The organism is Taibaiella koreensis (assembly GCF_003545715.1).
GTDB classification, from domain to species: Bacteria; Bacteroidota; Bacteroidia; order Chitinophagales; family Chitinophagaceae; genus Taibaiella; species Taibaiella koreensis.
Genome location: NZ_QVNU01000005.1, coordinates 188,758 through 214,252, shown reverse-complemented (window position 1 = coordinate 214,252; position 25,495 = coordinate 188,758). Strand labels below are relative to the sequence as shown.

17 protein-coding genes are annotated in these 25,495 nt (G+C 50.6%); 7 read left to right on the top strand and 10 right to left on the bottom strand.

What is annotated here, in order from left to right:
• The first annotated feature begins 1 nt into the window (after window position 1).
• The 3 genes from DZK30_RS17250 to DZK30_RS17240 are packed head-to-tail and all read left to right on the top strand — an operon-like array spanning window position 2 to window position 3,743.
• Window positions 2-2,254: an adenylate/guanylate cyclase domain-containing protein gene (locus DZK30_RS17250; protein WP_162903182.1), complete on the top strand. Its 2,253-nt coding sequence runs from the start codon at window positions 2-4 to the stop codon at window positions 2,252-2,254.
• 33 nt (window positions 2,255-2,287) lie between these two features.
• Window positions 2,288-2,872: an HD domain-containing protein gene (locus DZK30_RS17245; protein WP_118975414.1), complete on the top strand. Its 585-nt coding sequence runs from the start codon at window positions 2,288-2,290 to the stop codon at window positions 2,870-2,872.
• The gene (locus tag DZK30_RS17240) at window positions 2,865-3,743 is read left to right on the top strand and encodes a YitT family protein (RefSeq protein ID WP_118975413.1); all 879 of its coding nucleotides are present in this window, start codon (window positions 2,865-2,867) and stop codon (window positions 3,741-3,743) included. Before DZK30_RS17245 ends, DZK30_RS17240 begins: the two co-directional genes overlap by 8 nt.
• A 71-nt stretch (window positions 3,744-3,814) precedes the next feature.
• On the opposite strand, the gene DZK30_RS17235 is transcribed toward DZK30_RS17240, so the two are convergent.
• Together DZK30_RS17235 and DZK30_RS17230 are read right to left on the bottom strand one after the other, a co-directional pair.
• Window positions 3,815-4,537, bottom strand: coding sequence for a LytR/AlgR family response regulator transcription factor (locus DZK30_RS17235; protein WP_118975412.1), 723 nt, complete (start codon window positions 4,535-4,537; stop codon window positions 3,815-3,817).
• Window positions 4,527-7,445: a sensor histidine kinase gene (locus DZK30_RS17230; protein WP_118975411.1), complete on the bottom strand. Its 2,919-nt coding sequence runs from the start codon at window positions 7,443-7,445 to the stop codon at window positions 4,527-4,529. Before DZK30_RS17230 ends, DZK30_RS17235 begins: the two co-directional genes overlap by 11 nt.
• A 208-nt stretch (window positions 7,446-7,653) precedes the next feature.
• On the opposite strand from DZK30_RS17230, the gene DZK30_RS17225 reads away from it, so the two are divergent.
• Window positions 7,654-7,911: a hypothetical protein gene (locus DZK30_RS17225; protein WP_118975410.1), complete on the top strand. Its 258-nt coding sequence runs from the start codon at window positions 7,654-7,656 to the stop codon at window positions 7,909-7,911.
• Between the two features lie 71 nt (window positions 7,912-7,982).
• Here the strand turns inward: DZK30_RS17225 and DZK30_RS17220 are convergent, their stop codons facing one another.
• Window positions 7,983-8,609 (bottom strand): carbonic anhydrase, encoded by a 627-nt coding sequence (locus tag DZK30_RS17220; protein WP_118975627.1) that lies wholly within the window; start codon window positions 8,607-8,609, stop codon window positions 7,983-7,985.
• Between the two features lie 202 nt (window positions 8,610-8,811).
• Here DZK30_RS17220 and rnr point away from each other — a divergent pair, with 202 nt between their 5' ends.
• The 3 genes from rnr (at window position 8,812) to DZK30_RS17205 (ending at window position 14,157) form a co-directional block, all read left to right on the top strand.
• The gene (rnr, locus tag DZK30_RS17215; RefSeq protein WP_118975409.1) at window positions 8,812-10,884 is read left to right on the top strand and encodes a ribonuclease R; all 2,073 of its coding nucleotides are present in this window, start codon (window positions 8,812-8,814) and stop codon (window positions 10,882-10,884) included.
• 129 nt (window positions 10,885-11,013) lie between these two features.
• Complete coding sequence (locus DZK30_RS17210) at window positions 11,014-11,511, top strand: hypothetical protein (RefSeq protein ID WP_118975408.1); 498 nt, start codon at window positions 11,014-11,016, stop codon at window positions 11,509-11,511.
• A gap of 693 nt (window positions 11,512-12,204) precedes the next feature.
• Window positions 12,205-14,157 (top strand): Ig-like domain-containing protein, encoded by a 1,953-nt coding sequence (locus DZK30_RS17205; RefSeq protein WP_162903181.1) that lies wholly within the window; start codon window positions 12,205-12,207, stop codon window positions 14,155-14,157.
• A 192-nt stretch (window positions 14,158-14,349) separates the two neighbouring features.
• On the opposite strand, the gene DZK30_RS17200 is transcribed toward DZK30_RS17205, so the two are convergent.
• From DZK30_RS17200 to DZK30_RS17170, 7 genes are all read right to left on the bottom strand, one after another.
• On the bottom strand, window positions 14,350-17,517 hold the full coding sequence (locus tag DZK30_RS17200) for an efflux RND transporter permease subunit (RefSeq protein ID WP_118975626.1): 3,168 nt from the start codon (window positions 17,515-17,517) through the stop codon (window positions 14,350-14,352).
• A 96-nt stretch (window positions 17,518-17,613) separates the two neighbouring features.
• Window positions 17,614-18,774 (bottom strand): efflux RND transporter periplasmic adaptor subunit, encoded by a 1,161-nt coding sequence (locus DZK30_RS17195; RefSeq protein WP_118975406.1) that lies wholly within the window; start codon window positions 18,772-18,774, stop codon window positions 17,614-17,616.
• Between the two features lie 37 nt (window positions 18,775-18,811).
• On the bottom strand, window positions 18,812-20,134 hold the full coding sequence (locus tag DZK30_RS17190; protein ID WP_118975405.1) for a TolC family protein: 1,323 nt from the start codon (window positions 20,132-20,134) through the stop codon (window positions 18,812-18,814).
• Between the two features lie 321 nt (window positions 20,135-20,455).
• Entirely contained in the window at window positions 20,456-20,842 is a 387-nt protein-coding gene (locus tag DZK30_RS17185) for an SRPBCC domain-containing protein (RefSeq protein ID WP_118975404.1), read from the bottom strand.
• A 13-nt stretch (window positions 20,843-20,855) separates the two neighbouring features.
• Complete coding sequence (locus DZK30_RS17180; protein WP_118975403.1) at window positions 20,856-22,007, bottom strand: glycoside hydrolase family 3 N-terminal domain-containing protein; 1,152 nt, start codon at window positions 22,005-22,007, stop codon at window positions 20,856-20,858.
• Window positions 22,008-22,159: 152 nt separating this feature from the next.
• Entirely contained in the window at window positions 22,160-24,106 is a 1,947-nt protein-coding gene (locus tag DZK30_RS17175; protein WP_118975402.1) for an SdrD B-like domain-containing protein, read from the bottom strand.
• A gap of 279 nt (window positions 24,107-24,385) precedes the next feature.
• On the bottom strand, window positions 24,386-25,462 hold the full coding sequence (locus DZK30_RS17170; RefSeq protein WP_118975401.1) for a phytase: 1,077 nt from the start codon (window positions 25,460-25,462) through the stop codon (window positions 24,386-24,388).
• Between the last annotated feature and the right edge of the window lie 33 nt (window positions 25,463-25,495).

Below are 25,495 nucleotides of genomic sequence, written 5' to 3'. Positions count from 1 at the left end.
AATGAAGTATTGGATTGCCTTTTTAGCCGGGATTTTATTACAGGCAGGATGCGTCGGTTTTACCTATGGTCAGCCGGTGGATACGGCCGCGCAGCAGATCGCGGAGATCAGGAATAAGCTTGCAACAGCGGGCAACGACAGTGCAAAGGCTTATTGGCAACTGGACCTGGGCCGGAAACTATTGGCCAGAAAGGCCTATGACGAGGCGATCGCTTTGTTGAGGCAGTCGCTGGCGTACCAGGAGCGCGTAAAAGATATTAAGGCGATAGCGAAGGTGAAAACCAATATTGCACAGGGTTACAATATGAAGCTGGACACAAAAAACGCTTTGGTCTACCTGGAAGAGGCGGTGGCGGCGGCAGAGAAAAGTGGCGATAAACAGCTATTATCGATGGGGTTTGCCAATCTGATCACAACCTACAACAGGGCCGGTCTTACAGCGAAGGGCCTGGACAATGCCCAAAAGCTGCTGCGTCTGGGGCAAAAAGAAAATGATCCGAAGATGATAGGCACTGCTTATTACTATACCGGCTATTTTTATCATCTGAATGGCAATATGGGTATGGCTATGCAGCAATACGACGCGGCATTGCGCCAATATGAGGCTGCCCGCGATACCTCGATGATCGCCAGCCTGCAGATCAATATAGGAGAATATTATTCCACTTCAGGGCAACCGGACAGTGCTAAGGTTTATTATAACCGTTCCTTGCAAACGTATACCCGGCTTAATGATAAAGCGAAGCTTGCTGCGCTTTACATGCGCCTGGGCAATCTGTACGCGGCCGGCGACGATACGAAAAATATTCTGGCGCTTAGCAGTAAATCATTATCGCTCGCCCGGGAGCTGAATGATACGGAGCTGATGGCTTTCTATGGTTTTTCCGTAGAGCGCATCCGATGTGCCGAATTATTCCGGTCGGTATCGCTTGTGGATGATAAACCCGTGCTGAATACAGAACAACGAAAAATACTTGTGGACGCGATAGGGAAAATGGAAACCTACGCACAGGATTACCGGAAGGCCACGGTCAACTATGTTGAGCTGTCGCGTATGCTTCAGACCATGTCGTATGTACGGCAGGCTATGGGCGACTACGAGGGCGCCTTGAACGATTACAGGGCTTATATCGATTATAAAGATAGCTTTGCCAGCGCAGATAATCTGAAGCAATTTGTTGCCGTCGAAGCGAAGTACGCCTTTGAAAAATCGAGAGATTCCCTTCGCCTGAAAGAAGAGCAAAGGCGTATCGAATTGGAAAAAGAAATGGAACTGAATGCGCTCCGGTTTGAATACGAAAAGAAACGTGCCCTGGCTAAGACAGAAGTGGAGCGCAAGGAATTGTTGTTTGAAGAAGAGCTGAAGCGGAAAGCCATTGAAGCGGAATATACCCGTAGCCGGGAAGTTGCCCAAACAAAATATGAACAAGGCATAGCGCTGGCCAAGGCTAACGAGGAAAAGGAAAGAGCGCTTTCGCTCGCAAGGCTCAGGAAGTCGCGCAATACCCGCAATATGTCGCTGCTGGGTGCAGGCGTGCTCCTTGTGCTGGCGGGAATTGCGGGGTATGGCTATAGCCAGAAGCGAAGGGATAACCGCAAAATAGCCGATGAAAAGAAACGAAGCGATGACCTGCTGCTCAATATACTACCTGCCGAAGTTGCCGAGGAACTGAAGGCCAACGGCCATTCGGTAGCGCAGCAATATAACAATGCAACGGTTTTATTTACGGATTTCGTCAGCTTCACCCAGGTATCGGAGCGGCTTGGGGTGCAGGACCTGGTCAATGAGCTGAATATTTACTTCACGGCCTTTGACCGTATCATGGAAAAATATGGGCTTGAAAAGATCAAGACGATCGGGGATGCCTACCTGGCGGTGAGCGGCTTGCCGGTGGAAAAAGAAGCCCATGCTGAGAATGCGGTCAAGGCAGCGCTGGATATCATTGCATTTGTAAAGCAACGGAAGCAAGCCGTAGCGCATGGATTGGACATCCGGATCGGGATCAACTCCGGAAGTCTTATCGCCGGTATTATCGGCGTGAAGAAATTTGCTTACGATATCTGGGGCGACACCGTAAATACGGCAGCACGCATGGAGCAAAGCGGTGAACCGGGCAGGGTGAATATTTCTGAAAGCACTTATGAGCTGGTGAGAAAGGATTTCACCTGTACCTACCGCGGAAAGATAGACGCGAAAAACAAAGGTGATATGGATATGTACTTTGTAGAGGGTATAATACACAGTAATAATTAATTTTACGCACCGTATTAATTGAAGGCTAAAACTATGCAATACGAAAAAGTAAAAACATTTATCCTGGACAAGCTGGCGCATGAGCTGCCGCAGCATCTTTCCTACCATAGCGTAGGGCATGTGAAAGACGTGTGCCAGGCCACGGAAGCCATTGCCGGGCAGGAGGGTATTACAGGTGAAGACCTTACACTGCTGATGACAGCAGCCCTGTTCCATGATTCGGGCTTCCTGTTTGGCGCTGCCGAACACGAGAAAAAATCCTGTGAGATCGCACGCCAGCACCTCCCGGATTTTGGCTATACGCAGGACCAGATCACCAAAATCGAAGGTATGATCATGGCCACCCGTATCCCGCAAACGCCGCATAACCTGCTGGAGGAGATACTGGCCGATGCCGACCTGGATTACCTGGGTCGCGACGATTTCTTTACGATCGGCAACCGCCTCTACGACGAGCTGGCGATGTATGGTATTGTCAATGACAGGAACGACTGGAACCGGCTGCAGATCCGGTTCCTGGAAAATCATCACTACTTTACCCAGACGGCGATCCGCAACCGGAAAGCCAAAAAGGACGAACACCTGCAGTATATTAAAGCGCAGCTCAATAATGAATAAGGTACATCATTCTTCTCCGGCTTCCATCATACAGGATACGGTCTATCTCATACTCGGCATTCTTTCGGCCAGCTTGGGCCTTAAGAGCTTCCTGGTGCCCAATCACTTCCTCGACGGCGGTCTTACCGGTACTTCGCTGCTCCTGCATGAAGTGTTTCACTGGCCCTTAGGTATTGTGCTCATCCTGATCAATATTCCTTTTATTATTATGGGCGCATTGCAGGTGGGCAAGCATTTTGCGATCCGTACCTCGCTGGCGGTGATCGGTATTGCGCTGTGCCTTCAATTTGTACACTTTCCCGAGATCACGCACGACAAGCTGCTGGTGGCTATTTTTGGCGGTTTCTTCCTGGGCCTGGGTATTGGCCTGTCTATGCGTGGGGGAGGTGCGATAGATGGTATCGAGGTGCTGGCGCTGTTCACGCTGAGACGAAGCAGTTTCAGTATTACGGAAATTATACTGGGGATGAATATCATCATTTTCCTGATAGCAGGTATCTATATGCGCTTTGAAGTAGCCTTATATGCTATGCTGACCTATTATGTTGCCAGCCAGACCACCAAGTATGTGATCGAAGGGATAGAAGCGTATACCGGTGTAACCATTATATCGGCCGAGAGCGAGGAGATCAAGAAGGCGCTGGTAATGTCGATGGGCCGGGGAATTACGATCTACAAAGGTGAGCGTGGCTTTATGAAAGAAAATTTTGAATTCAGTAATGATGTTGATATTGTTTTCACCATTATTACCCGCCTGGAAGTGCGCCGCCTGAAGAACCTGGTAGCGGATATCGATCCCAAAGCTTTCGTCTTTACCCATACCATCAGGGAAGCCTCAGGCGGTATCCTGAAGAAGATCGTGAAGCATTAGGATATTGCCGGTAATGAATGGAGCAGCGGGAATAAAGTCCTTCCAGCTGCTCTTTTTATTTGCGCCTGCCTTTAAGAATATGGTTGGCTCAGGCGCCTGATGATCTCTACCCGCTTGCGCCGGGCGATCTCGATTTCTACACCGTTTGCGAGCACAAGAAACCCGCCGTCCTTATGCGATATTTTATCGATACAGCTTACATTCACCAGGTAGCTTTTATGAGGCCTCAGGAATGTGCGGGCGGGTAGATCACCTTCCAGTTCGCCTATGTTACGGGTTAAGGTAAAGGATCGCTGATCGGCGAGCACAATATGTGAATAGCGGCCCTGCGCTTTTACGTACATGATTTTTTCCGGTTCTACAAACAAGGTATTGTCCTTGTCACTCAATTTTATCAGCCGGCGGCGGAGCGGAGTAGCGGCCTGCTCATTGTCATACAGCTGCAGATAACGGGCCATAGCATGCTGCAGGTCTTCGGGGTCTACGGGTTTCAGCAAGTAGTCAAATGCGTTTACCTTAAAGGCGTTGAGGCTATAGTCGGGGTAAGCCGTGATAAAAATAACTTTCGTCTGCATCGGATCAATTTCGCTTGCCAGTTCGATGCCGCTTCCGCCCGGCATGGCAATGTCCAGGAACGCTATGGCCGGCCTGTGCCGCCTGACCGCTCTGAGGCCTTCCAGCAAGGTATAACAGCTGCATAGCACCCTGAAACGGGGACAATACAGCTTCAGCAATCGCTCCAGCACTTCGGTGGCCGAAGGCTCGTCGTCGATAAGAATACAATCAATCGTCATTTTTGAAGGGTATTATGAGTCTTACCAAAGTGCCGGCGGCATTGCCTTGCTCATCCGACTTGTCCATTATCTCAAAATAATAGGGACTGCCAAGCGATCGTGCCAACAATTGCAGGCGTGTCGTATTAATGTTCGTGGCGAGTGAGCGGTGCGCCGGCTCCCGGCTAAGTGTAGCGGCTCTTTGCCGGCCAATGCCATCGTCTTCTACTTCACAAAACAACAGCTGCTCTTTCCGGTACAGCCGGAGTGTGATCGTACCACCGCCTTCCTTATGCAGTATACCGTGCCGTATCGCATTCTCCAGGAAAGGTTGTATCAGTAGGGGAGGGACAAGCATATGGCGGGTTTCCAGGCCGGGTTGTATTATTGTTGTGTATTGTACTTTCTTCCCAAAGCGTTCCTGCTCCAACAGCATATAAATGTGGAGCAATTCAATTTCCTGATGCAGGGAAATAAATGTTTCCCGGCTGTATTCCAGGCCCAGGCGCATAAGCTTGGCAAACTTGGATACGAATGATACGGCCCGTTCTTTATCTTCCCTGAGTATGTACTTCTGAATGCTGTTCATGGAGTTGAACAGGAAGTGCGGATTGATCTGGTTCATGAGCGCCTTTTGCTGGTAATCCAGCATGAGCTTTTCGTTGGCGGTCCTGCGCCGGAGTCCCTTCATCCTGGCCTGTTGGAGCAATATGATGGCGAGCGCCACAACGGCAACGCAGCCGGCGATGAACCACCCTGTTTTCCAGAACGGCGCAGCAATGCGTACCGGCAATAGCAAGGGTGTCTTGCTCCACTGTCCAGAGCTGTTGCATGCCTGTATGATCAGCTGATAATTGCCCGGTTTCAGGGAAGAAAGGGATAACTGGGGCTCCCGCACATACACCCAATTCCCACTGCCATCGGTATTTTTCAGGCGGTACCGGTACAATACCTTGCCCTGCATTTTGGGAATAATGGACAGGTAAGAGATACGGAGGTTATTGTCCCTGGCGCCAAGCCGGGTCAAGGCCTGTGGCGGTACTGCCCGGTCGTTGATATATACCGCCCGAAGCAGCATTTCAGCATCATGGCCGATCACTGTGCTACGCCTGTCGAGCCTGGTAAGTCCCAAATGAGAGGTCATGTAGACCGTATTCCCGTCAACGTGCACCTGCTTGATATCTGCTGCCGGTATGCCATCGTCGGTGGTATAGTTAAGGATGTCGTATTTTCCTGCCGCGTTTCGCTTCAATCTGGAAAGTCCTTTGTTGCCTGCGAGCCATATCGCACCGTCAGGGGCGAGGGCGGCATCGTTGATCACATCGGAAGGAAGTCCCCGGCTTTTGCCAATCCGTTCCAGCCTTCCACTAATAAGGTCGTAGAGCAGCAGACCCTTCCCTATAGTCGATAAGATTAATGTACGTCCGCCGGTACACTCGATATCATTGATCCTTTCTGTTGCGTAGGTAGTTCCGTTAAGTGCAGGCTTTAATACGCCCTGACTGTAATAGCACAAGCCTTTCAATGTTCCGATAAAAATGCTATCCCCGGTTAAGCGAAGCATACATTGTATCTGAGGCTCCTTTTGGCTCAGCTTCGTATCATGCCACTTTCCTTGCCCGCCTTCCGGGTAACAATAGGATAGCGCACCATAGTACCCGCAGAGGTATCCCTTCCTGTAGGCAACGACGCCATTGCCCGTGGCGACCGGCAGGTAGCGGACCTCTCGCCGGTAGGCAGGATCGATAAGATCGGTCCGGCCGGTTAGTAGATAACGATGTACGGTGTCGTAATAGAGGTGTCCGTAAATCGACGAGCGTGCCGGAGAAAAGATGCGGACCGGTTGTTTACCTCCGGTGATGCAATAGATCGATCCATTCTCGAGACCGGCAAATACCTTGCCCCTGTAGTCCCCGCAGAGCGCATATACCAGTGTGCTTTCCCCGGGTGGATCATCCCTGAGATCGTAAACGCTGAAGTCGGGGTTCGCGCAATAAAGCACCCCCTTGTCGAGTGTAGAGACCCAGATACCACCTTCCCTGTCCCTGATGACTTTGTTGACGCGATAGCCTCTTAAATGACAATAACGGTTGTCGGGACGGAAAGGCTCGTTGGGAGCGTACCGGTAGAAGCCCTTAAGAGATATAGCGTACAAGCTGGAATCGGCGGTTTCGGAGAAGGAGACGATATCGTTGGTTACATATTGCTGTATCAGACCTTTTTTATTGAAGATCCGCACCACGCCCGATAGCGTTACGATCAGGTCGCCGTTGCGTCGCTTCAGCGCATCTATCCTGTAGGCTCCGTGAGACCAGCCTTTTTGGTAAAAAACGTACCTGCGATTATAATCAACCAGTGTAAGTCCGCTGGTCTTTTTAGTTCCGAAGCACACTATGTTATCCTTTACGGCAACCACATCCTGAAGGCTATCGCCAGGGTATAATTCCCTTATCTTTCCCTGCTGCAGCCGCAGCACACTGCTCCCTGTATAGCCGACATCCACATAATCTTTCCCTGCTGATATAGAAAGGGGAAAGCTGGCATGCCGGATATGTTTCAGTATCGCCTTGTTTTCCGGAGCCTGGTATATCTTACCGTTCTCAAAATAGGATAGGGTACCGGGCATTTCGCCAAACCATATCTTGCCATCGGGGCCCTCGCATATTCTGAAGACAACATTGTTCGAAAGCCCTTCGGCGGTAGTGAACGACTCGAAAGAATAGCCGTCGAATCGGGCTACGCCACGATCGGTAGCAACCCATATATAGCCTTTCCGGTCCTGGAGTATATCGTAAACCTCGGTGCTGGGCAAGCCTTGCTCGGCAGTATACTGCCGGAACGACCAGGTCTGCGCCTGTAGTAGCCCCGGCAGGAGCAGCAGGATAAGGGTATAGGTATTCACAACAATGCCTGTCCGGCGTTTGATCAACCTAATATAAATACTTACAGGGAGAATATCATCATTCCTGCATCATTGTGTTGCGATAGCAACCGTTGGTTATTGAATACGACCGTTGCTTACAGAGAGGCGGCCGTTCCCTACTCTTTACCCGCTACGCGCTTTATCCGTATTTCCTTTACAGCAATATAGGGGATAGATAATACCCTTTTTTATGTTCATCTCTTAAAACCAGTTTATGAAAAAGCAAAAGATTGCCTTGAAAAAACTTGACCTGAACAAGACCCGCATCCTTGCCTTACCCATGCAGGGACAAATGCTAGGCGGCGGCGCCAGCGATTCCTGTGAAGCTTGTCCCGGTGTTACCGTTAATTTTACATGTCCCATGCCCACCTTGAAGCCAAGCTGCAACGGGTGCCCGGCCGTTAGCGTTAACTTCCAGTGCCCTATGCCCACCCTGGCGCCCGGGTGCATGACCAGCCCGCCTAATTGCTGATCAATGAAGCGGCAATGAAAAGAGGAGCGATCACCGCTCCTCTTCATTTTTGCTTTATCTTCTCAGGCGCCTTAATACAGGCTGTATATCTCCATAATATCCTTCAGTATCTTATCGAAATCGATCTTCAGGTCGATCAACTTGCCGGTACGGATGTCGAATACCCAGCCATGCACCCGTAGCCCTCTTTCTTTATAGGCTTCCTGCACGGCGGCAGTCTTGATCAGGTTTACGCACTGCTCCTGCACATTGAGCTCGACCAGCCGGTCGTAGCGTTTGCCTTCATCGGTAATGGCATTCAGTTCATCCTTATGGAGGCGGTACACATCCCGTATACTGCGCAGCCAGGGGTTAAGAATACCCATATCGGCGGGCTGCATCGCTGCCTTCACACCGCCGCAGTTATAGTGTCCGCATACGACCACATGGTTCACCTTAAGATGGCGTACGGCATAGTTCAATACCGACATCACGCTCAGGTCCACATTGTTGACCAGGTTGGCGATATTGCGGTGCACAAAGGCCTCGCCGGGCTGAAGGCCCATAATGTCCTCTGCCGTCACCCGGCTGTCGGAACAGCCGATGTACAGCAGCTCGGGCGTTTGTCCCTGTGCCAGGTGCTCGAAATAGGCAGGGTCGGCCTCCAGCTTTTCCCTGATCCATTGCTCGTTGTTCCGGAAAACGGTTTCTATGTTCATAGGCTGTGTATAAAAGTATAGCCAAATGTAAGGAGATATGGCCATAAATAGAGGGCCATATCCACTGGGGAGCAATGGCGCCGCCGGGGATGCATCACAATTTAATTCCGTTGTTTACGCCTGTTTTGACCGGTCAATGCGTACCTTTATACTTTAAGGTGCCCGGAATACAAGCGGGGAGCCATTTTCAATATATAAAGCTATGTCAAATAAGAAGAATCATAAACAACATATACCAAAGAAGCAGAAGGCAAAAGCAAAAGCGGGCGGCAAGATCGTAGTGGGTAAGCTGGATATATCCCGGGCAGGATTGGGATTTGTAGCTGTGCCCGGAGAGGAGCAGGACGTGCTCGTACGACCCGACGATATGCTCAACGCCTTTAACGGGGATGAGGTAAAAGTGCGGATCACCTATGTATCGGGCAAAGGACGGCCCGAAGGCGTGATCACCGAGGTGGTGAAAAGAATACAAACCGAGTTTACAGGCAAGCTGGATGTGAGCGACAAATTTGCGTTCCTGCTGCCCGATAACCAGAAAGTGCGCACCGACATCTTTATCCCGCTGCAGGCACTCAATGGCGGCCGCAACGGCGAACGGGCCATTGCCCGGGTGGTGGAATGGCCCTCGGGCTCCAAGAACCCCGTTGGAGAGGTAGTAGAGGTGCTGACCAACGAACGGGAGAACGAGATCGCTATGAAAAGTATCCTCACCGAGGCCGGTTTCCCGCTCCGCTTTTCGGATGATGCCCTGGAAGAAGCCGCCCGCATTCCCGATGTGCTGGATAGCGCCGAGATCAAAAAGCGGAAAGATTGCCGCGATGTGCTCACCTTCACCATAGATCCTGTAGACGCCAAGGATTTTGACGATGCCATCTCTATACGGCCGCTTAAAGGCGGGTATTACGAAGTAGGCGTGCATATCGCCGATGTGAGCTACTATGTGCCTCCCGATACAGAGCTGGATAAGGAAGCATACGAAAGGGCGACTTCGGTATACCTGCCCGACAGGGTGCTGCCGATGCTGCCCGAGCATATATCCAACGTTTTGTGCTCGCTGAGGCCACATGAGGATAAGTTTACTTTTTCTGCTATTTTCCAGATCAATAAAGAAGCCAAGATCAAGCAATACTGGATCGGGCGTACGGTGATCCACTCCGACCGCCGCTTTACCTACGAGGAAGCCCAACAGGTGATCGAAACAGGGCAGGGAGACCATGCCGAAGCAGTATTGCTGCTGCATGAGATCTCGCAGAAGCTGCGTACGGAGCGCTTTAAGAAGGGCGCGATCAATTTCTCCTCGCAGGAGGTCCGGTTTAAGCTCGATGAAAATGGTGTTCCTATTGGTCTCGAGATCAAGGAGAGCAAGGAGGCCAACCAACTGATCGAAGAGCTGATGCTGCTGGCCAATAAGACGGTGGCAGGCTTTGTGGAAAAAAGAACGGTAAACAATAGTCCCATACCGTTCCCTTATCGTGTGCATGATGTGCCCAACGAGGACAAGCTCGCGGTGTTTGCCGCCTTTGCTTCCCGCTTCGGCTATAAGTTCAACCTCAATGACCCCGATAAGATTGCCCGCTCCTTCAACGAAATGCTGGCCAATGTGCAGGGAAAGCCGGAGCAGCATGTGCTGGAGCAATTGGGCATCCGTACCATGGCCAAAGCTATTTATACGACCGATAATATAGGCCACTACGGCCTGGGCTTTGACAGCTATTGCCACTTTACATCGCCTATACGCCGCTATCCCGATGTGATGGTGCATCGCATCGTACAGCAATGCATCGAGGAAAAAGTAAAGGTGGACAAAAAGATGGAAACCAAATGCCGTCATTGCAGCGACCAGGAGCGTAAGGCTATGGAAGCCGAGCGTTCGGCCAACAAGTACAAGCAGGTGGAATATATGCAGCAGTTTATCGGCGATGTTTTCGATGCGGTCATCAGTGGCGTATCTACCTTCGGCTTCTGGGCCGAAACGGTGGCGCATAAATGCGAAGGCCTGGTCTCTGTCGCCGACCTTGCCGACCTGGATGAATTCACCTTCCTGGAGTCGGATTACGCCCTGGTGGGGCTTCATACCGGCCGGCGGTTCCGTATCGGCGATAAGGTGCAGATACAAGTAACAGCGGCAAGCCTCGAAAAACGGCAGATCGATTTTGGCTATGTACCCGACAAGCCCGTAAAGGAAAACAAGGCCAAAAGCAGCAGGCAAAAGAAGACGCCGGCTGCGCCCAAGGCAACAGCAGCACCAAAAACAAGAAATAGTAAAAAAAAGTAAATGGGAAATAAGGGTTTTTGATCCTGTGGTTTATCTTGTAAGTGAAAGGGTAATTTTTACTTTAAAAAAATTAGAGAAAATAAAAATTATCATTACATTTACTCCCATTCTGAAAAACGTATTATTGAAATGAAAAAATTACTCCTTGCTGGTATTGCCTGTGCTCTGGTTTTTGCTGCCTGTCAGAAAAAAGAAGATACAGATCCGATAGATGTTTCCAAAACGACTTATCTGAAAAGCGGCAAGTGGCAGCTGAAATACCTGACCTGGTTGCCCGATATCGGCGATACCATGGGAGTACCTGTAGACCAATATACCCCGCTGCCAGGCTGCAAGAAGGATGATTTTTACATTTTTACCTCAATCAACCGGGCGACCTTTTTCGAAGGGGATACAAAATGTAACGTAGCCGATCCTGACAGTGTTGCATTGGGTTATGCGCTGACCAACGATGACAAGCATCTGGAGCTGTACGGCAATCCCGACGATGAGACGCACAATACCGTCCTTGCCGGAGATATGACCTATCCTTCGATAGATACCTTCGTGATCACCTATCTGAAGACCAACCCGATCGATACGACCAAGACTTCCCGTTATACAGAGAAATACGTTAAACTCCCTTAGCACAATCCATTCATTCTGCCGATTAGCGATATTGAAAGCCGGAACATTCCGGCTTTTTTGCGTTTTTATGCCGTATGGGACCAGCGTATAAAGCGGCAACCCGAGTCCTGTGTACGGTAGACATAACCAAGATTAGCCAAAAGCGGGCCTGTTAGATCATCTTCAAAGTCTTATAGGTACAGGCTTTCCTCCTTGCGCCCCAAGCATTATTCCTGCACAGCGCGAATCATCTTCCCATACCCTCCTGCTATAGCAACCCACAAGTATGTCAGGATTGGCATTCTGGCCATCTCTTCTGTTGTATTGCATCGGCCCGCACATTGCCCGCAATCTCGCCCCGGAAGGAAAAATTATCACAAATAATCTGCTTACATGTATCATGTATGTGCCGCCATTTACTGACACGGATCATTGCTTCATCTCAATATGAATAATTGATTTTGCTTTGATATTTAAAATAATAAAGCTGGTCGCCGCAATCCCAGTTCTCTGTTTTCATTGTTGTAAATTGAGAATATATAATGCGTAGCTACATTTTTATGTATTATTTTATGAATTCTGAAGTTTATTTTTGTAATGCTAATCAAGCCTTGACATTTAAAAATGTTCCCAGCGGCTAAAGTGCCAGTTGCAGGCCGGATGCGGAAGGGGCGCCCTTTTATTACGAAAATAAATGCTAAACATACCTATATCATGAAGCAACTTTATTCAATTGCCTTTGCCTTGTTGGGATTGTTGTGGCGCAATGATGACCTGTTTGCACAAATAGCCGCAGCCTGTAATCCTACCTTTTCTGTCGGATGCTCCGGCTACCGCATCTATAATTTTACCTATGCAGGCATCAACAACTCGCCCACTACGGCCAACTGTGGGGTATCGAACTACCTGTCGCAAGTAGCCACAGTAACAGCCGGCGTCCCAACACCGTACTCTTTGCAAATGGGGCTATGGATGAACTATGCCATTTATGCTGATTTTGATAATAACGGCAATTTCAACGGAGCGAATGAACTCTTGTTTGCCTCCGGAGGAGCTCCGCCCTGGAATGCAGGCGGCATGGTCTCTGTCAGCGGGAATCTATTGACTATACCAGCCACGGTGGCGCCGGGGAGTTACCGGTTAAGGGTGCTTGGTGTATGGACAGGCCCCACGTTACTTGCCGGAATGGCCTGTAATTCCTTTTCCCTTGCGGGCGGCGGTAATTTTCATGACTATACCCTGGCTGTAGTGCCGCCTTGCGCGGCTCCGGCGGCGCCTGTTGCTACTGCTGTCAGCAGATGTGGGCCGGGCAGCATAACCCTGACCGCTACGGCCGCTGCGGGCACTACGATCAACTGGTATAGCACGGCAACGGGCGGAACCCCTTTGGCTACAGGCAACAGCTATACCGTACCATTGGTTGCGGCGAGCACGACTTACTATGCTGCCGCAGCGATCAATGCCGCTTGTATCAGTACCAGGACTGCCGTTCCGGTAACTATTTTGCAACTGCCACAGGTGAATCTTGGTAATGATACAACGATATGCCCGGGCGTAACGCAAACACTGCTTGCCGGCCCAATGGGAAATACCTACGCCTGGAATACGGGCGCCGGCACTCCGGGCATTCCTGTCAATGTGCCGGGCAACTACTCTGTGCTGGTTACTGCCGCTAATGGTTGCACTGCTTCCGATGCCATCCAGATAAACGCGGGACAAGTTCCAGTGAATGTCTTACCAGGTGCTGTTGACCTGTGTGCCGGCAGTACGACCGTTCTCAATGCAGGAAATGCGGGTTGCACCTTCCTATGGACACCCGGTAGCAGCACAACACAAGCGATAACCGTAAGTGCCGGAGGCAGCTATTCGGTAAGCATCAAAAGCCCGGATGGTTGTACGATCAACGGCGTTACCCATGTCGTTTTAAGGCCGCTGCCCTTACCGGCCCTAAGGGCAGATACCAGCATCTGTGAAGGGGATACGATTGTGCTGGACGCAGGCAATCCGGGCTATAGCTACAACTGGAATACGGGTAGCACTGCGCGTACCATCAATGCTGCAGACTCCGGTTCCTATATCGTGACTATTGTTTCTCCATTCAATTGCCACATCAGGGACAGGGACAGCACCCACATTGCTTTCCAGCCGGCGCCGTATGTAGAAGGCTTTAACTTTGTCCCCTTGTTCTATGAAGCATTGGGAAAAGTAAAATTCTACCCGCTTGTACCTTCCGATGTATTGACGTACCAATGGGACTTCGGCGATAACACACCTTCTTCGTTCCTGCAGGAGCCCGTTCATCAATTTGCCCTGCCGGGATCCTATGAAGTGCAGCTCAAGGTTAGCAATAACTGTTCGGACTATACTGTGAAACAGTCTATCTATGTGACGCACACTACTGTGGTCCTGTCTACGGGAAGCGCTGGTGGCGGAATAGTTGTTTATCCTAATCCTGCTAAAGATTTTATGGAAATAACAGTCACCGGCAACCAACGTTCGCTGGCCGGCGTCTCTTTATATAACTTATCCGGCACAATCTTGCTACAGCAAAAGATAAACGGAACACAAATAAGATTACCGTTGGCGCCGTATCCGGCAGGTCTGTATCTGCTCAAAATACAGACGAGTAAGGGGAATATAGTGAGCAAGATACAGATAGAAAAGTAAGCCTTTAGTTATAGGGTTGCGTAGTATAAAGCGGATGATTTGGTGCAGCGTTTCTGTCGAAGCCAGCCATTGCTATAAATCCGGGATAGTCGGATAAAAATAATACTCATCTGCAAAGGATGAGTATTATTTACTTTTAGTTATGTCTGGAGCGGCCTGTCTGATGAATCAGGCCTTAACGTTTCGCTTCGGTTATTCATCGTCGCTGTCATAAAACAGCTGGTCTGCTTTGGCTTTTGCTATCTTTTTGCCGTAGGCGATACGGGTGATCACGACAAAGAGCACAGGGACAATAAAGATCGCCAGCAAGGTGGCTGCGAGCATACCGCCCAGCACCGTCCAGCCGATCGTTTGCCTGGATATGGCGCCCGCACCGGAAGAGAACACCAGCGGCAGAATACCGAGGATAAAGGCCATGGAAGTCATGATGATCGGGCGCAGACGCAGTTTTACCGCATCCAGCGTCGCCGGTACCACCGCAATACCATGATCCACGCGCTCTTTGGCAAATTCCACGATCAGGATCGCATTCTTTGCTGCCAGACCGATGAGCGTGATCAACCCGATCTGGGCGTACACGTTATTGGTCAGCTTGGGCAGGAAGAACAGCGTCAGTATCGCACCGAAGGCCCCGATAGGCACAGCCAGCAATACCGAGAAAGGTATGGACCAGCTTTCGTATAAAGCCGCCAGGAACAGGAATACAAAAACAATAGACAAGGAGAAGATGATCACCGTGCTGCTGCCCGACAATATTTCTTCCCTGGACATACCGGCAAATTCATAGCCATATCCTTCAGGAAGTGTTTTGGCCACTTCCTTCAATGCTTCGATAGCCTGTCCGCTACTATAACCGGGCGCCGCATTACCATTGATCTCCGCATTACGGAAGATATTGAAGTGCGATAATACAGGAGCATTTTCAATAATCCTGTAAGAGGTCAAAGCGCTCAGCGGGACCATAGTGCCACTGCTGTTTTTTACGTAGTATTTACCCAGGTCCTTAATGTCTCCCCTGTATGCTTCGTCTGCCTGAGCCACTACGCGGAAGTTACGGCCGTAGGTGGTGAAGTCGTTGATATAAGAACTACCCAGGAAGGTTTGCAAAGTCTGGTATACGTCGGCAATGTTCACGCCAAGCTTTTTGGCCAGCTCACGGTCTACATCCACCTGGTAAGCGGGCGTCTTGGCCGTAAAGAAGGAAAATACGCCTTTCAATTCCGGACGCTTATTGGCCTCCATTACAAAATTGTTCACTACGTTTTCAAACTGCTTTACATCGTCTGTGCTTGACCTTTGCTGCAGTTCGAAAGTAAAGCCACCTGTCTGGCCCAGGCCCGGGATAGCCGGCGGCGAGATCACCAATACCCTGGCGGCTTTGATCGACTGGAATTTCTTATTCAACGTTTCCATCAGGCTTTGCAGCTGGAGGGATTTGTCTTCGCGTTCATCCCAGGGATCCAGCTGTGCAAAGACGGTGCCCGCATTGGGCTTGGTGGAAAAGGTAATAACGTTGAGGCCACCGAGACCGGCGTAGTGTTTTACCCCTTTTGTCTCCTTCAGAATATTCATGATCGTATCCAGCACCGCAATGCTTCTTGTGGTAGAAGACGACTCCGGCAGTTCGTAGGTAATGTAAACGCGACCTTCGTCTTCTGTAGGGATAAAGCCCGTCGGCTTGGATTTGAACAGAAATACGGTGCCGACTATAATGCACAGCAGCACAATCAACGCATAACGGGCGCCTTTGATCGTGCGGCGAACGCCAATCGTATACTTAAGGCTCACTCTACGGAACCACTCATTAAACAAGTAGAAGAACTTGTTCAGTCCCCTGGACTCTTTACGCACCTCACTGGGCTTCAGCAACAGGGAACAGAGTGCCGGCGTAAGCGTAAGGGCTACGAAAGCCGAGATCAGCACCGATACGGCAATGGTAATGGCAAACTGCTGGTACAGCCTACCTACCAGGCCGGGTATAAAGCCAACCGGCACAAACACCGCGGCCAGGATAAGCGCAATAGCAATAACCGGGGCCGAAATGTCTTTCATGGCCTTGCGGGTGGCTTCTTTGGCCGATATCCGTTCGTGATCGATATAGTGCTGCACCGCTTCCACCACCACGATGGCATCATCCACCACAATACCGATGGCCAGCACGAAGCCAAACATGGTAAGGGTATTGATGGTAAAGCCTAAGGGAATAAAGAAGATAAAAGTACCCAGGATAGATACGGGAATCGCCAGTACAGGAATAAGCGTTGCTCTCCAGTTTTGCAGGAACAGGAACACCACCAGCGTTACGAGCAGCAAGGCTTCCACCAGGGTATGCACCACTTCTGAAATAGATACGCGCACAACAGAAACAGATTCAAACGGAACTACGTATTCGATGTCCTTCGGAAAAGATTTTTTCAGCTCTTCCATCTTTTCGGTAATGCCTTTGGCCGTTTCCAGCGCATTGCTTCCGGGCGCCTGGTATACCAGCAGATAAGAGGCCCTTTTGCCATCCACAAAGGAGTTGCTGGCATAGGAGAACTTGCCCAGCTGCACGCGGGCTATATCTCTGAGGTATACGATATTTCCTTTGGAAGGATCGTTGCGTACGATCACATCTTCAAACTGCTTTACGGTGCTCAGGCGGCTATTGGTAAATACGGAAAATTCAAAGGTCTGGGCAGTCTGCTGAGGCGGGGCGCCTACAGAGCCGGCTGCCAGCTGCAGGTTCTGTTCCTGTAAGGCATTGGTCACATCAGACGCGCTCATACCCAGCTGGGCCATCTTTACGGGATCAAGCCATACACGCATACTGAAGTCATCGGCACGGGTAAAGATATCGCCCACACCTTTAACACGCAGCAAGGCGTCTTTAATAAAGATATTGGTATAGTTGTCGGTAAACGTAACATCGTGGGTGCCCTTGGGCGAGTACATGGCCACCAGCATCAGGATGCTGGGGTTACGCTTTCTGGTGGTAAGCCCGAGGCGCTTTACCTGGTCGGGCAGGGTAGGCTGCGCAATGCTCACCCGGTTCTGCACGTCCAGCGTTGCCACATTAATATCGGTACCCAGGTCAAAGTTCACGGTAATGGTACTGCGACCGTCACTGGTACTGGTGCTGGCCATATAGGTCATGCCCGGCGTACCATTGATCTGCGTTTCAATAGGCGTGGTGGTGGTCTGTTCCACCGTAAGGGCGTCGGCGCCGGTAAAGGAGCCCGTAACCTGCACTGTAGGCGGTGTAATCTCCGGATACTGTCCTATAGGCAGGTTGATAATAGCAATAATACCCACCAAAGCGATTACCAGGGAGATCACGATGGCTGTGACCGGGCGTTTAATAAAAGTTTCTGCGATCATCTTTTTATTATTTTGTTGCAGCAATCGAAATCTGCTGCAGTCAGGATCATCTGTTGGTTTCTTGTATTGTGTTTGCCTTAATAGATTATCCGATACTTAGCCCTTTTTTCCGGCAGCCGCAGCTTTAGCCTGTTTTGCCATAGTGGCACTGTCGGAAGCCTGTATTTTGGCCCCTTCTTTTACCCGTTGCAAGCCTTCCTTCACGATCTTCTCGCCGGGCTGTAATCCTTCTTTCACGATCACCTGATTCCCGATCGCCTGGCCGAGCTTTACTTTAAGCTGGGTAACCGTATTGCTGTCCGTGACGGCGTATACAAAATATTCGCCCATTTGCTCTATTACCGCTTTGTTCGGGATCAGCATTGCCTGCTCTCCGCCGTTATGGTATACTCTTACCGTGGCACTCATACCCGGCCGCAGCTGTTTGGCCGCATTGGGAAAAGCCAGGCGCACCCTTATCGTTCCTGTCTGCGCATCAACCGCACGATCTATAGAAGCTACTGTGCCTGTCGCTGCGTATTCTGTCTGATCGGCCAGCAATATCGTAAACAGGGAATCTTTCGCCCCATCTTTGCCATTCTGCAAAGCAGTAAAAGCCGGGAGGTCTTTCTGATCCAGGAAAAAATCAACAGCGACCGGATCGTCTGTTGATATCGTATTCAGCAGGGTCGATCCGGGCGATACCGAAGCGCCCAGCTTTACCTGGGAAATACCGATCGTACCGCTGAACGGTGCAACTATGCTGGAATATTTCAGGTTGGTCTGCACGCTTCTTACGCCGGCTTCAGCCGCACGTACCTGCATTTTGGCGCTTTCCAGGTCGGCCAGCGCGTGGTCGAGTACCTGCTTTGCGATCGCGTCCTTCTTGTCCAGGGCAGTATAGCGGTCTGCATCCTGCTGGGCTTTGCTCAGGTTGGCTTTGGATACGGCCAGGTTAGCCTGGGCTTGGTTTACACCCGCCTGGTATGCCTGCTGGTCAATGGTATAGAGCAGTTGCCCCTGGCTTACATGCTGTCCATCTTTAAAATGTATACCGGTAATGTAACCGGATACCTGCGGCCGTAATTCTACCTCATTTAAAGCAGTGACCGTTGCCGGGTACTCTTCGTGGTAAGCAGCGGCGCCTTCCCTTACCGTATCCACCTCTACAGAAGCGGGTGGCGGCGGTGGCGGTGTATTGTTTTTGCCACCGCAGGAAGCCAGAACCAATGCGGCGCCCAGGAACACGGGCAGGGATATATAAGCGGAACGTTTCATAATATGTTGTTTTGTTTTCAGTTCAGAGAAAAGGAGATTAATGTACCTGTACTACACCCAGCGCGCGCTCCAGGTCGAGCTTGCTGCCCAGCAGCTGGTAGAGGGCGTTGCTGTAGTTCAGTTCGGCCGTCCGCAAATCAGTTTGGGCCGTGATCACTTCCAGGTAAGCCTTAATGCCGGAACGGTATTGCAGCTCGATGGTATTGAATACTTCCTGGGCGATCGCCACATTCTGCCGGAGCGTGTAAAAATCGTTGAGGTAACCCTTATAGGCAGCCATCGCCTGGCTCACCTCTGTACTGATGCTGTTACGCATCTGCTCCAGGTCGTAGTTAACACGATCCGATTGCAGCTTGGCCTGCTTCATGTTCTGTACTCGCTTGAATCCCTGGAACAGCGGAATGCCTACCCTCAGGCCCGCAAAGGAGTTGGGGTAGTTATCGCGGTACAACTTGTCTAAGTCATTGTTCAGGTAGTTCAGGTTGTAGTTGCCATAAGCCTGCACGGTAGGAATGAACTGCCATTTGTAATAATTGTAGTTGATGTCCTGCAGGCGCTTCTGGGTTTCCAGTTGTTGGTACTCCACGCGGTTACGGGCCAGGGCTGCAGCCGAGGTGTCCATAATAGCTAATGTTTCCAGCCTGGACGAATCATAGCTCAGCTGAAGCGGAATGCTGTCGGGCAGGCCCATCTGCAGCTTGAGAAAAGAGTACTTGGCTTTCAGGGCTTCCGTAGCACTTTTTTTCTGGGCCTTGGTATTGTTCAGGGCAATGGTCGCTCTCTTATAATCCACCTTATCTACAATGCCGCCTTCATATTGGTTATAAGAGTCGGTGAGGCTACGGTCGAGGCGTACGATATCCTCGTCCAGCAAACGCAACTGATCGCGGGTAAGCAACACATCGTAAAAAGCCTTGCCTACATTAACGCTCAGGTCGATCTTGGTGAGGACCACGTTCTGGGAGGCCTGCTTGCGCACTTCTTTGGCGCTGTTGCTGGCCAGCAAGGCGTCGCTGCTGAAGATATTCTGCGTAAGGCTAAACTGGCCGGCCGAGGTATTCCGCAGGCCCAGGGGAATAATCTGCCCGTTGAAATTGGATACCTGCAGCTGGAAAGCATGCTGTACGTTGTAGTCAAAACGGATCTGCGGGTACCAGTCGGCCAGCTTGCTTTTGATGCCATGCTCAGCGATACGCTGATCCAGCAAGGATTGCTGCAGCGCAGGACTGTGCTCATAAGCATACTGAAGACATTGTTCCAGGCTGAAGGTAGCCGGTGTAGCGCTTTGCTGTTGCTGTGCCTTACCTGGTGTGGTGTAAGTCATGAGCAGAAGCAGGGCTGGGATGGAATATAACTTCATCAGGATATTGGATTATTTGAACTTTTAGATACTTCAGATAGTATAATAGAAGTACCGGCCGGGCGCAAAGATACGAACTATCAAAAATTAATTAAACGTTTGTTTAAATGTTAACGGGCCTTTTTGCGCTATTCTTGTATGATAACCCAAATTTATTGACTTAAATCAGTGTGTGGTTATAAATAACGGACTTAATCTCTGTTAATTTTCAGTTATTTATAGCGGTTATTGAATTTATTGATAAACTGTATCGCGTCTGTCTATACAATACAAAAGCCGGCCCAATAGACCGGCTTTTCTGCATCTGGTTTAATCTGCCAATTATTCTTCTTCAAAAAATTCACGCAACGCTTCGAAATAGACCTCATTCCAGCCTTCCACCATATCGTCGTATGCTTCGTCTGGTATATTACTGTGGCGAAGCTCCACCGATGTACCATCCTTATGTTCATGCAACTTGATGGTAACAATTGACGGCGTTTCTTCTTCGTCGCCGAAATACCATTCCTGCACGATCTTGCTGCTTGCTTCAAATTCGAGGTTGCGGCCTTCTATGCTGCCGTCAAACAACGAGAATTCAGATCCGGGTTCTGTGCTCATTTCAGCCGCTTCGCCAGTCCACAGGCGTATCGTATGCGGTGTGGTGAGCGCCAGGTATACCGCTTCCGGCGTGGCAGGGATAATAAAATATTTCTTATAATCTTTCATATGGATTAAAGTATTACTGAGCGCTGACTACTTTATAACGGATGATCCTTTTGATAGAGGTCTCCAGCTGCCGGCTAAGCGCGTCATTGCCCGAAAGCGCCGCTACGATCTTTTTGTTCAATGCAGCAGCATCCTTAGGCATCAATACCAGGTCGATGCCTGCCTGTACGGCTTTCCAGTCTGCGTCGGGTACCTTGGCTGCCGCCTCCATGTTCAGGGCATCGGTAGTGATAATGCCTTCAAACCGAAGCTGGTTGCGCAACAGGTCGGTCACAATCACACGGGACAGGGTAGCCGGAAGACCATCGGTGTTATAGTGCTTGTTGTTCTTCACAATAATATGGCCTACCATGACGGCAACCGGTGGGGTGGCCGACTGGATAATGCTCTTAAAGGTCGGCAGTTCGGTAAGCTCGCCATCGATGAACACAGACTGCTTATGTGAGTCGCCTTTGACGGCGCCGTGACCGGGAAAATGCTTTAAAGTAGCCCCGATACCCGCCTCTTGCGATGTGGCTACGAATTGCTGCGATAAAGTGCTGATCTCTTCCGGATCGCTGCCGAAGGATCGCTTATTGATCACAGATTTATTGAGTGCGATATCCACTACCGGTGCAAAATTGAGCTGCACACCGGCTTTTTTCACTATCTCATTAATCTTCTCCGTGTTTTCCGTCACGGTTGCTGCATCCTTTTGTTCGGAGGCCGGCTTGATACCGGTAATATCGGTCCATTTGCCGGGAAGCAGGGTGGGCTCGCAATCGCAGGCAAACAGCGGCTTCAGCTTTCCTTTGGCCGCCTTTAACTGGTTAAGTTCCCGTGTCTCTTGCCTGAACTCGGTCGATTGTCCTTTAAGAAAAACGATATTGGCGGCGACATCCTGCAATACCATCGCCTTGGCAGCGCTGTAGGGGTAACCGAGCTTCTCCGAGGTGCTGCTTGCTGTCATGATCAGTTGCGCCGCCTTCTCGCGGGGGCTCAAAGAACGGAATATAGAATCAACGATCGCATTGAGCCGGGCATCGGGATGGAAAAATTGACCAGCCAGTGTTTTCCCGGCATCAGGGCTTCCGGTTGAAGCTTCTTTATCCGTCGCATCGGGTGCGCCGGCATTTCCTTTACAGGCAGCAAGCATCAGGGAGCAGAACAGCAGTTTTCTCAGCATAAAGGAATGTTTAGCGTAGTACAAATTGTCGCAGGCCGTGAAGGTAAATTGATTTTCGTTAATGAAGGAAGGACCGCCCCTATTTTAGGACGGTCCTTGTCTTTTAGCTGTGAAAATATTGTTAGCCTGAGCATCCTAGGGGACAGGGCGGTTTACCGTACAACAAATTTCAGGATCTGGCTGCCATTGATATGTGCCTGGTACATACCGGAAGACCACTGTCCGGTCAGTATCTGCACATGCTTTTCACCTTTATATTGACCCTTAAATACCAGCCTGCCGGTGCTGCTGTATATTTCGATATTCTGTATAGCATCGCTGGTAAGCGTAATGCTGCCACCGGAAGCTATGGGGTTGGGATAAAGTCTTGCAGCGGCTGCGCCTGCTTTCAGCGTGGCGATGCGCACTTCACTATAGGTATACCGGCCGTCCCGGTCTATCTGTTTAATGCGGTAATGCAGTTCCTGTGCGCCCAGAGCTGAGGCATGCTCATGTTTCAGGCTGTAAGTCGTTTCCTTATAGCTGTCGCCTGCCGCTTTTATGCTGCCCAGCTTGCTGAAATGACTGCCGTCGACGGCGTATTCCACTTCGAACCGGTCGGTGTTCCTTTCCGTTACAGTGGCCCAATGCAACAGCACGTCATTGCCCGAAGCTTCAGCTGAAAAATAGTGCCAGGTAAGTGGCAATGGCGTACCGAAGGGCAGGGTAAGCGAACCCGGGGCATCTGAGGTCAGATGGGCGTTGTCGATCGTAACGTAAGGGATAACGACGGTGGTTGCTGTGTTGCCCGAAGGGTCTACTGAAAGGGCAGCTGCCGGCTGGCCGGCGGTATTGGTCGCCACGGCAATGCCCTCTGCGGGAAATACGGCGCAATCAGAGCAGCCTGCAGGCAGGTTTGCCAGGCTGGGATAATAAGTTGTATTGCCAACAGTAAAGCGGTTGGTATTGGTGGGGAAGCCGGTAATGCGTATAGAATCGATATTGCCGTTGTTGGGATCGGTGCCACCAAAGCCGGTTGCATCGACAGGCATATAGGAGTCGGTGGTCGGTGGGTCGACTGTAGGTGCTGTTGTGGTATTGGCGGTAGGGGGTCGGTTGATGCCGAAGTCGATCCCGCTAGCACCCATATCTCCAATCGTTACCGCAGCGCTACCATCGGTAGGCGTGGCATCGGTAGCGCCTACATTTTGATACCCCGCGGGCAGCACTACCTTGATCAGGTAGTCGCCTGGTGTCAGCGTGGGAAACTGGTAATGGCCGGCAGCGTCGGTAAGCGTCGCAGAGATCAAGGTGGCCCCATCGGGTGTATACAGCCTGACCGTAGTACCAGACAGGCCTGTGCCATCGGGAACGCCGGCATCATTATCGTCATATACCGAGCCCCTCACATAGTTGATGTTTGGGCCGGCCCAGTTGCTGGTCAGCCCTGCTTTATCTGTCACAGAATAGATGGTTCCGGGAACCCCTGTATAGCCCGGCACAGGGGTGAAGGTAAGCTCGCCGGTGCTGGTATTCAGCAACCAGCTGCCTACGTTCTCCTTCGTATAGCCGATAGCGTCGTTCTGCGCGTCGAAGATAATATTGGTGATATCGGTTGATAGCGGATAGATGAGCGTAACGCTGTCCGGAGAAAGCGTGCCGCCGTTGGGGTCAATATCATTGGCCAGTATATTGGGTATCGTAAAAGAGGAACCCGGAGCGATATTGAAATAGTCATTATAAGCTGTCGGCGGTTGATTCAGGCCAAAGTCTATGTTGGTAACATCTGTACCGGCCACGGCTACCTGCGTACGGGTATCGGTTGGCGTTGCGTCGGTAGCGCTTACGGAAAAGAAACCGGAGGGAGGTACGATGGACACAACATAGCTGTTATTATCGCTTACCGTGAAGCTGTAGCTTCCCGAAGCATCGGTAACAGTACTACTGATCTGGGTATTGCCGGCAGCATTGAGCAGGTTGACCGTAATGCCGGTAAGCGGTGCTCCGTCTACGCCATTGATCATGCCATCGTTGTCGTTGCGTACGCTGCCGCTTAAGGTTGCCGCCTGTGCGAAGGCCGGGAGCAGCAAGAGCCCGGCCAGAGGTAAAAATGATCTCATGGAAAAAGGATGGATTGGATAAATAATGCACAAAGATATGCGCAGGAATAAAATTGACGCTATGTATTTGACTACTGTGTATTTTCCGTTTATATCCTCTGGTCATGGATTGATAAATGTGCATATAGTCTGATGCTTTCCTTTGAAAAGCATCCGGTACCGGGGAGAATGGCTTACTGGATGTGCGGGTTATGCCATCGCTGAAGGCTCTCTATAAATAGAAAGAAGCTGCCTCAAAGGGGCAGCTCCTGCTCAATATAAAACAAGAAACGAAAAAGCTTATTTTTTCTGTGCGTCGATAACCCTTTGCACGTCGCGCCAATCGTAATAATGGAATACCTTACCGTTGCTCATGGCCACGAAAAGTCCTTTCGGAAATGCCCTGCCCAGGTTCACTGCGGTTACATCGGATCCATCGCTTTCAATGGTCGATACCGGGATCTCGGCCAGGAGGGGATGCGCATGGGCATTGCCCTTGCTACCTTCCCGGGGATAGACCATAAAGCTGTTCTTCTGCTGGTTGGACACCAGGATATAACCGGTGGCGCCGGATGCAGGATAGATCGAAATGCCCTCATGATCGGAAACGAAGCCGGCCGTAGCAAATAAGGCAAGCTCTGTATTTCCTTTGCCGGGGTCGGCCTCGTACTTATGTACGCCGCATTGCTCGTCGGAATAATAGACATAGCCAAGGGCATTGTCCACGGCTATGGATTCGATCTCTTTTTTACCGCTGTATTTACCAAACTGCCTTACCCGTGTGGCTTTTACAGCACCGCTGCCATCATCTTCCAGCCGGTACTGCCACAGGTAACCGTCGGCGGGCCCCGATTTACGGCCGACAATAGCGAAGATCGCTTTGTCGGAAGGACGGGTATATAAGGCGATGCCCATAGGGCCGCGCGCCGCTTCACCGCTAAAGACTTCTATGCCGCCGTCATCTACAGGTTTCATATCGGGCAGGCTGAAGATACGGAGCCTATTGGTTTCTCTTTCCGTCGCTACGGCGATATCCGTGGGTTTGCCGTTCAATGGCAGGCCATAAGCGATGTCTACATTATTGGGGCGCTTGAGACCAGTCACCTTATTTACGATCTTGCCGCGCAGGTCAAATACATACAAGCCGCCATCGGTATCCTTGTCTGTGCCTATGATCAGGCTGCGGGCCGTATCGGCGGCATTGATCCATATGGCAGGATCGTCGGTGTCGTATCCAACAGGATCGGTCACAATACTTGGTTTGATCGCCTGAGAAGCTACCGGTGCTTTACTTTTTTCATTATTGCCTTTGGCTTGTGTGCAGGCGCTGTACAGCACCAGGCAGGCGCCGGCCAGCAGCACTATTTTCTGGTTCATGTGTCTTGTCTTTTAAACCGGCGCTCCGGGAGG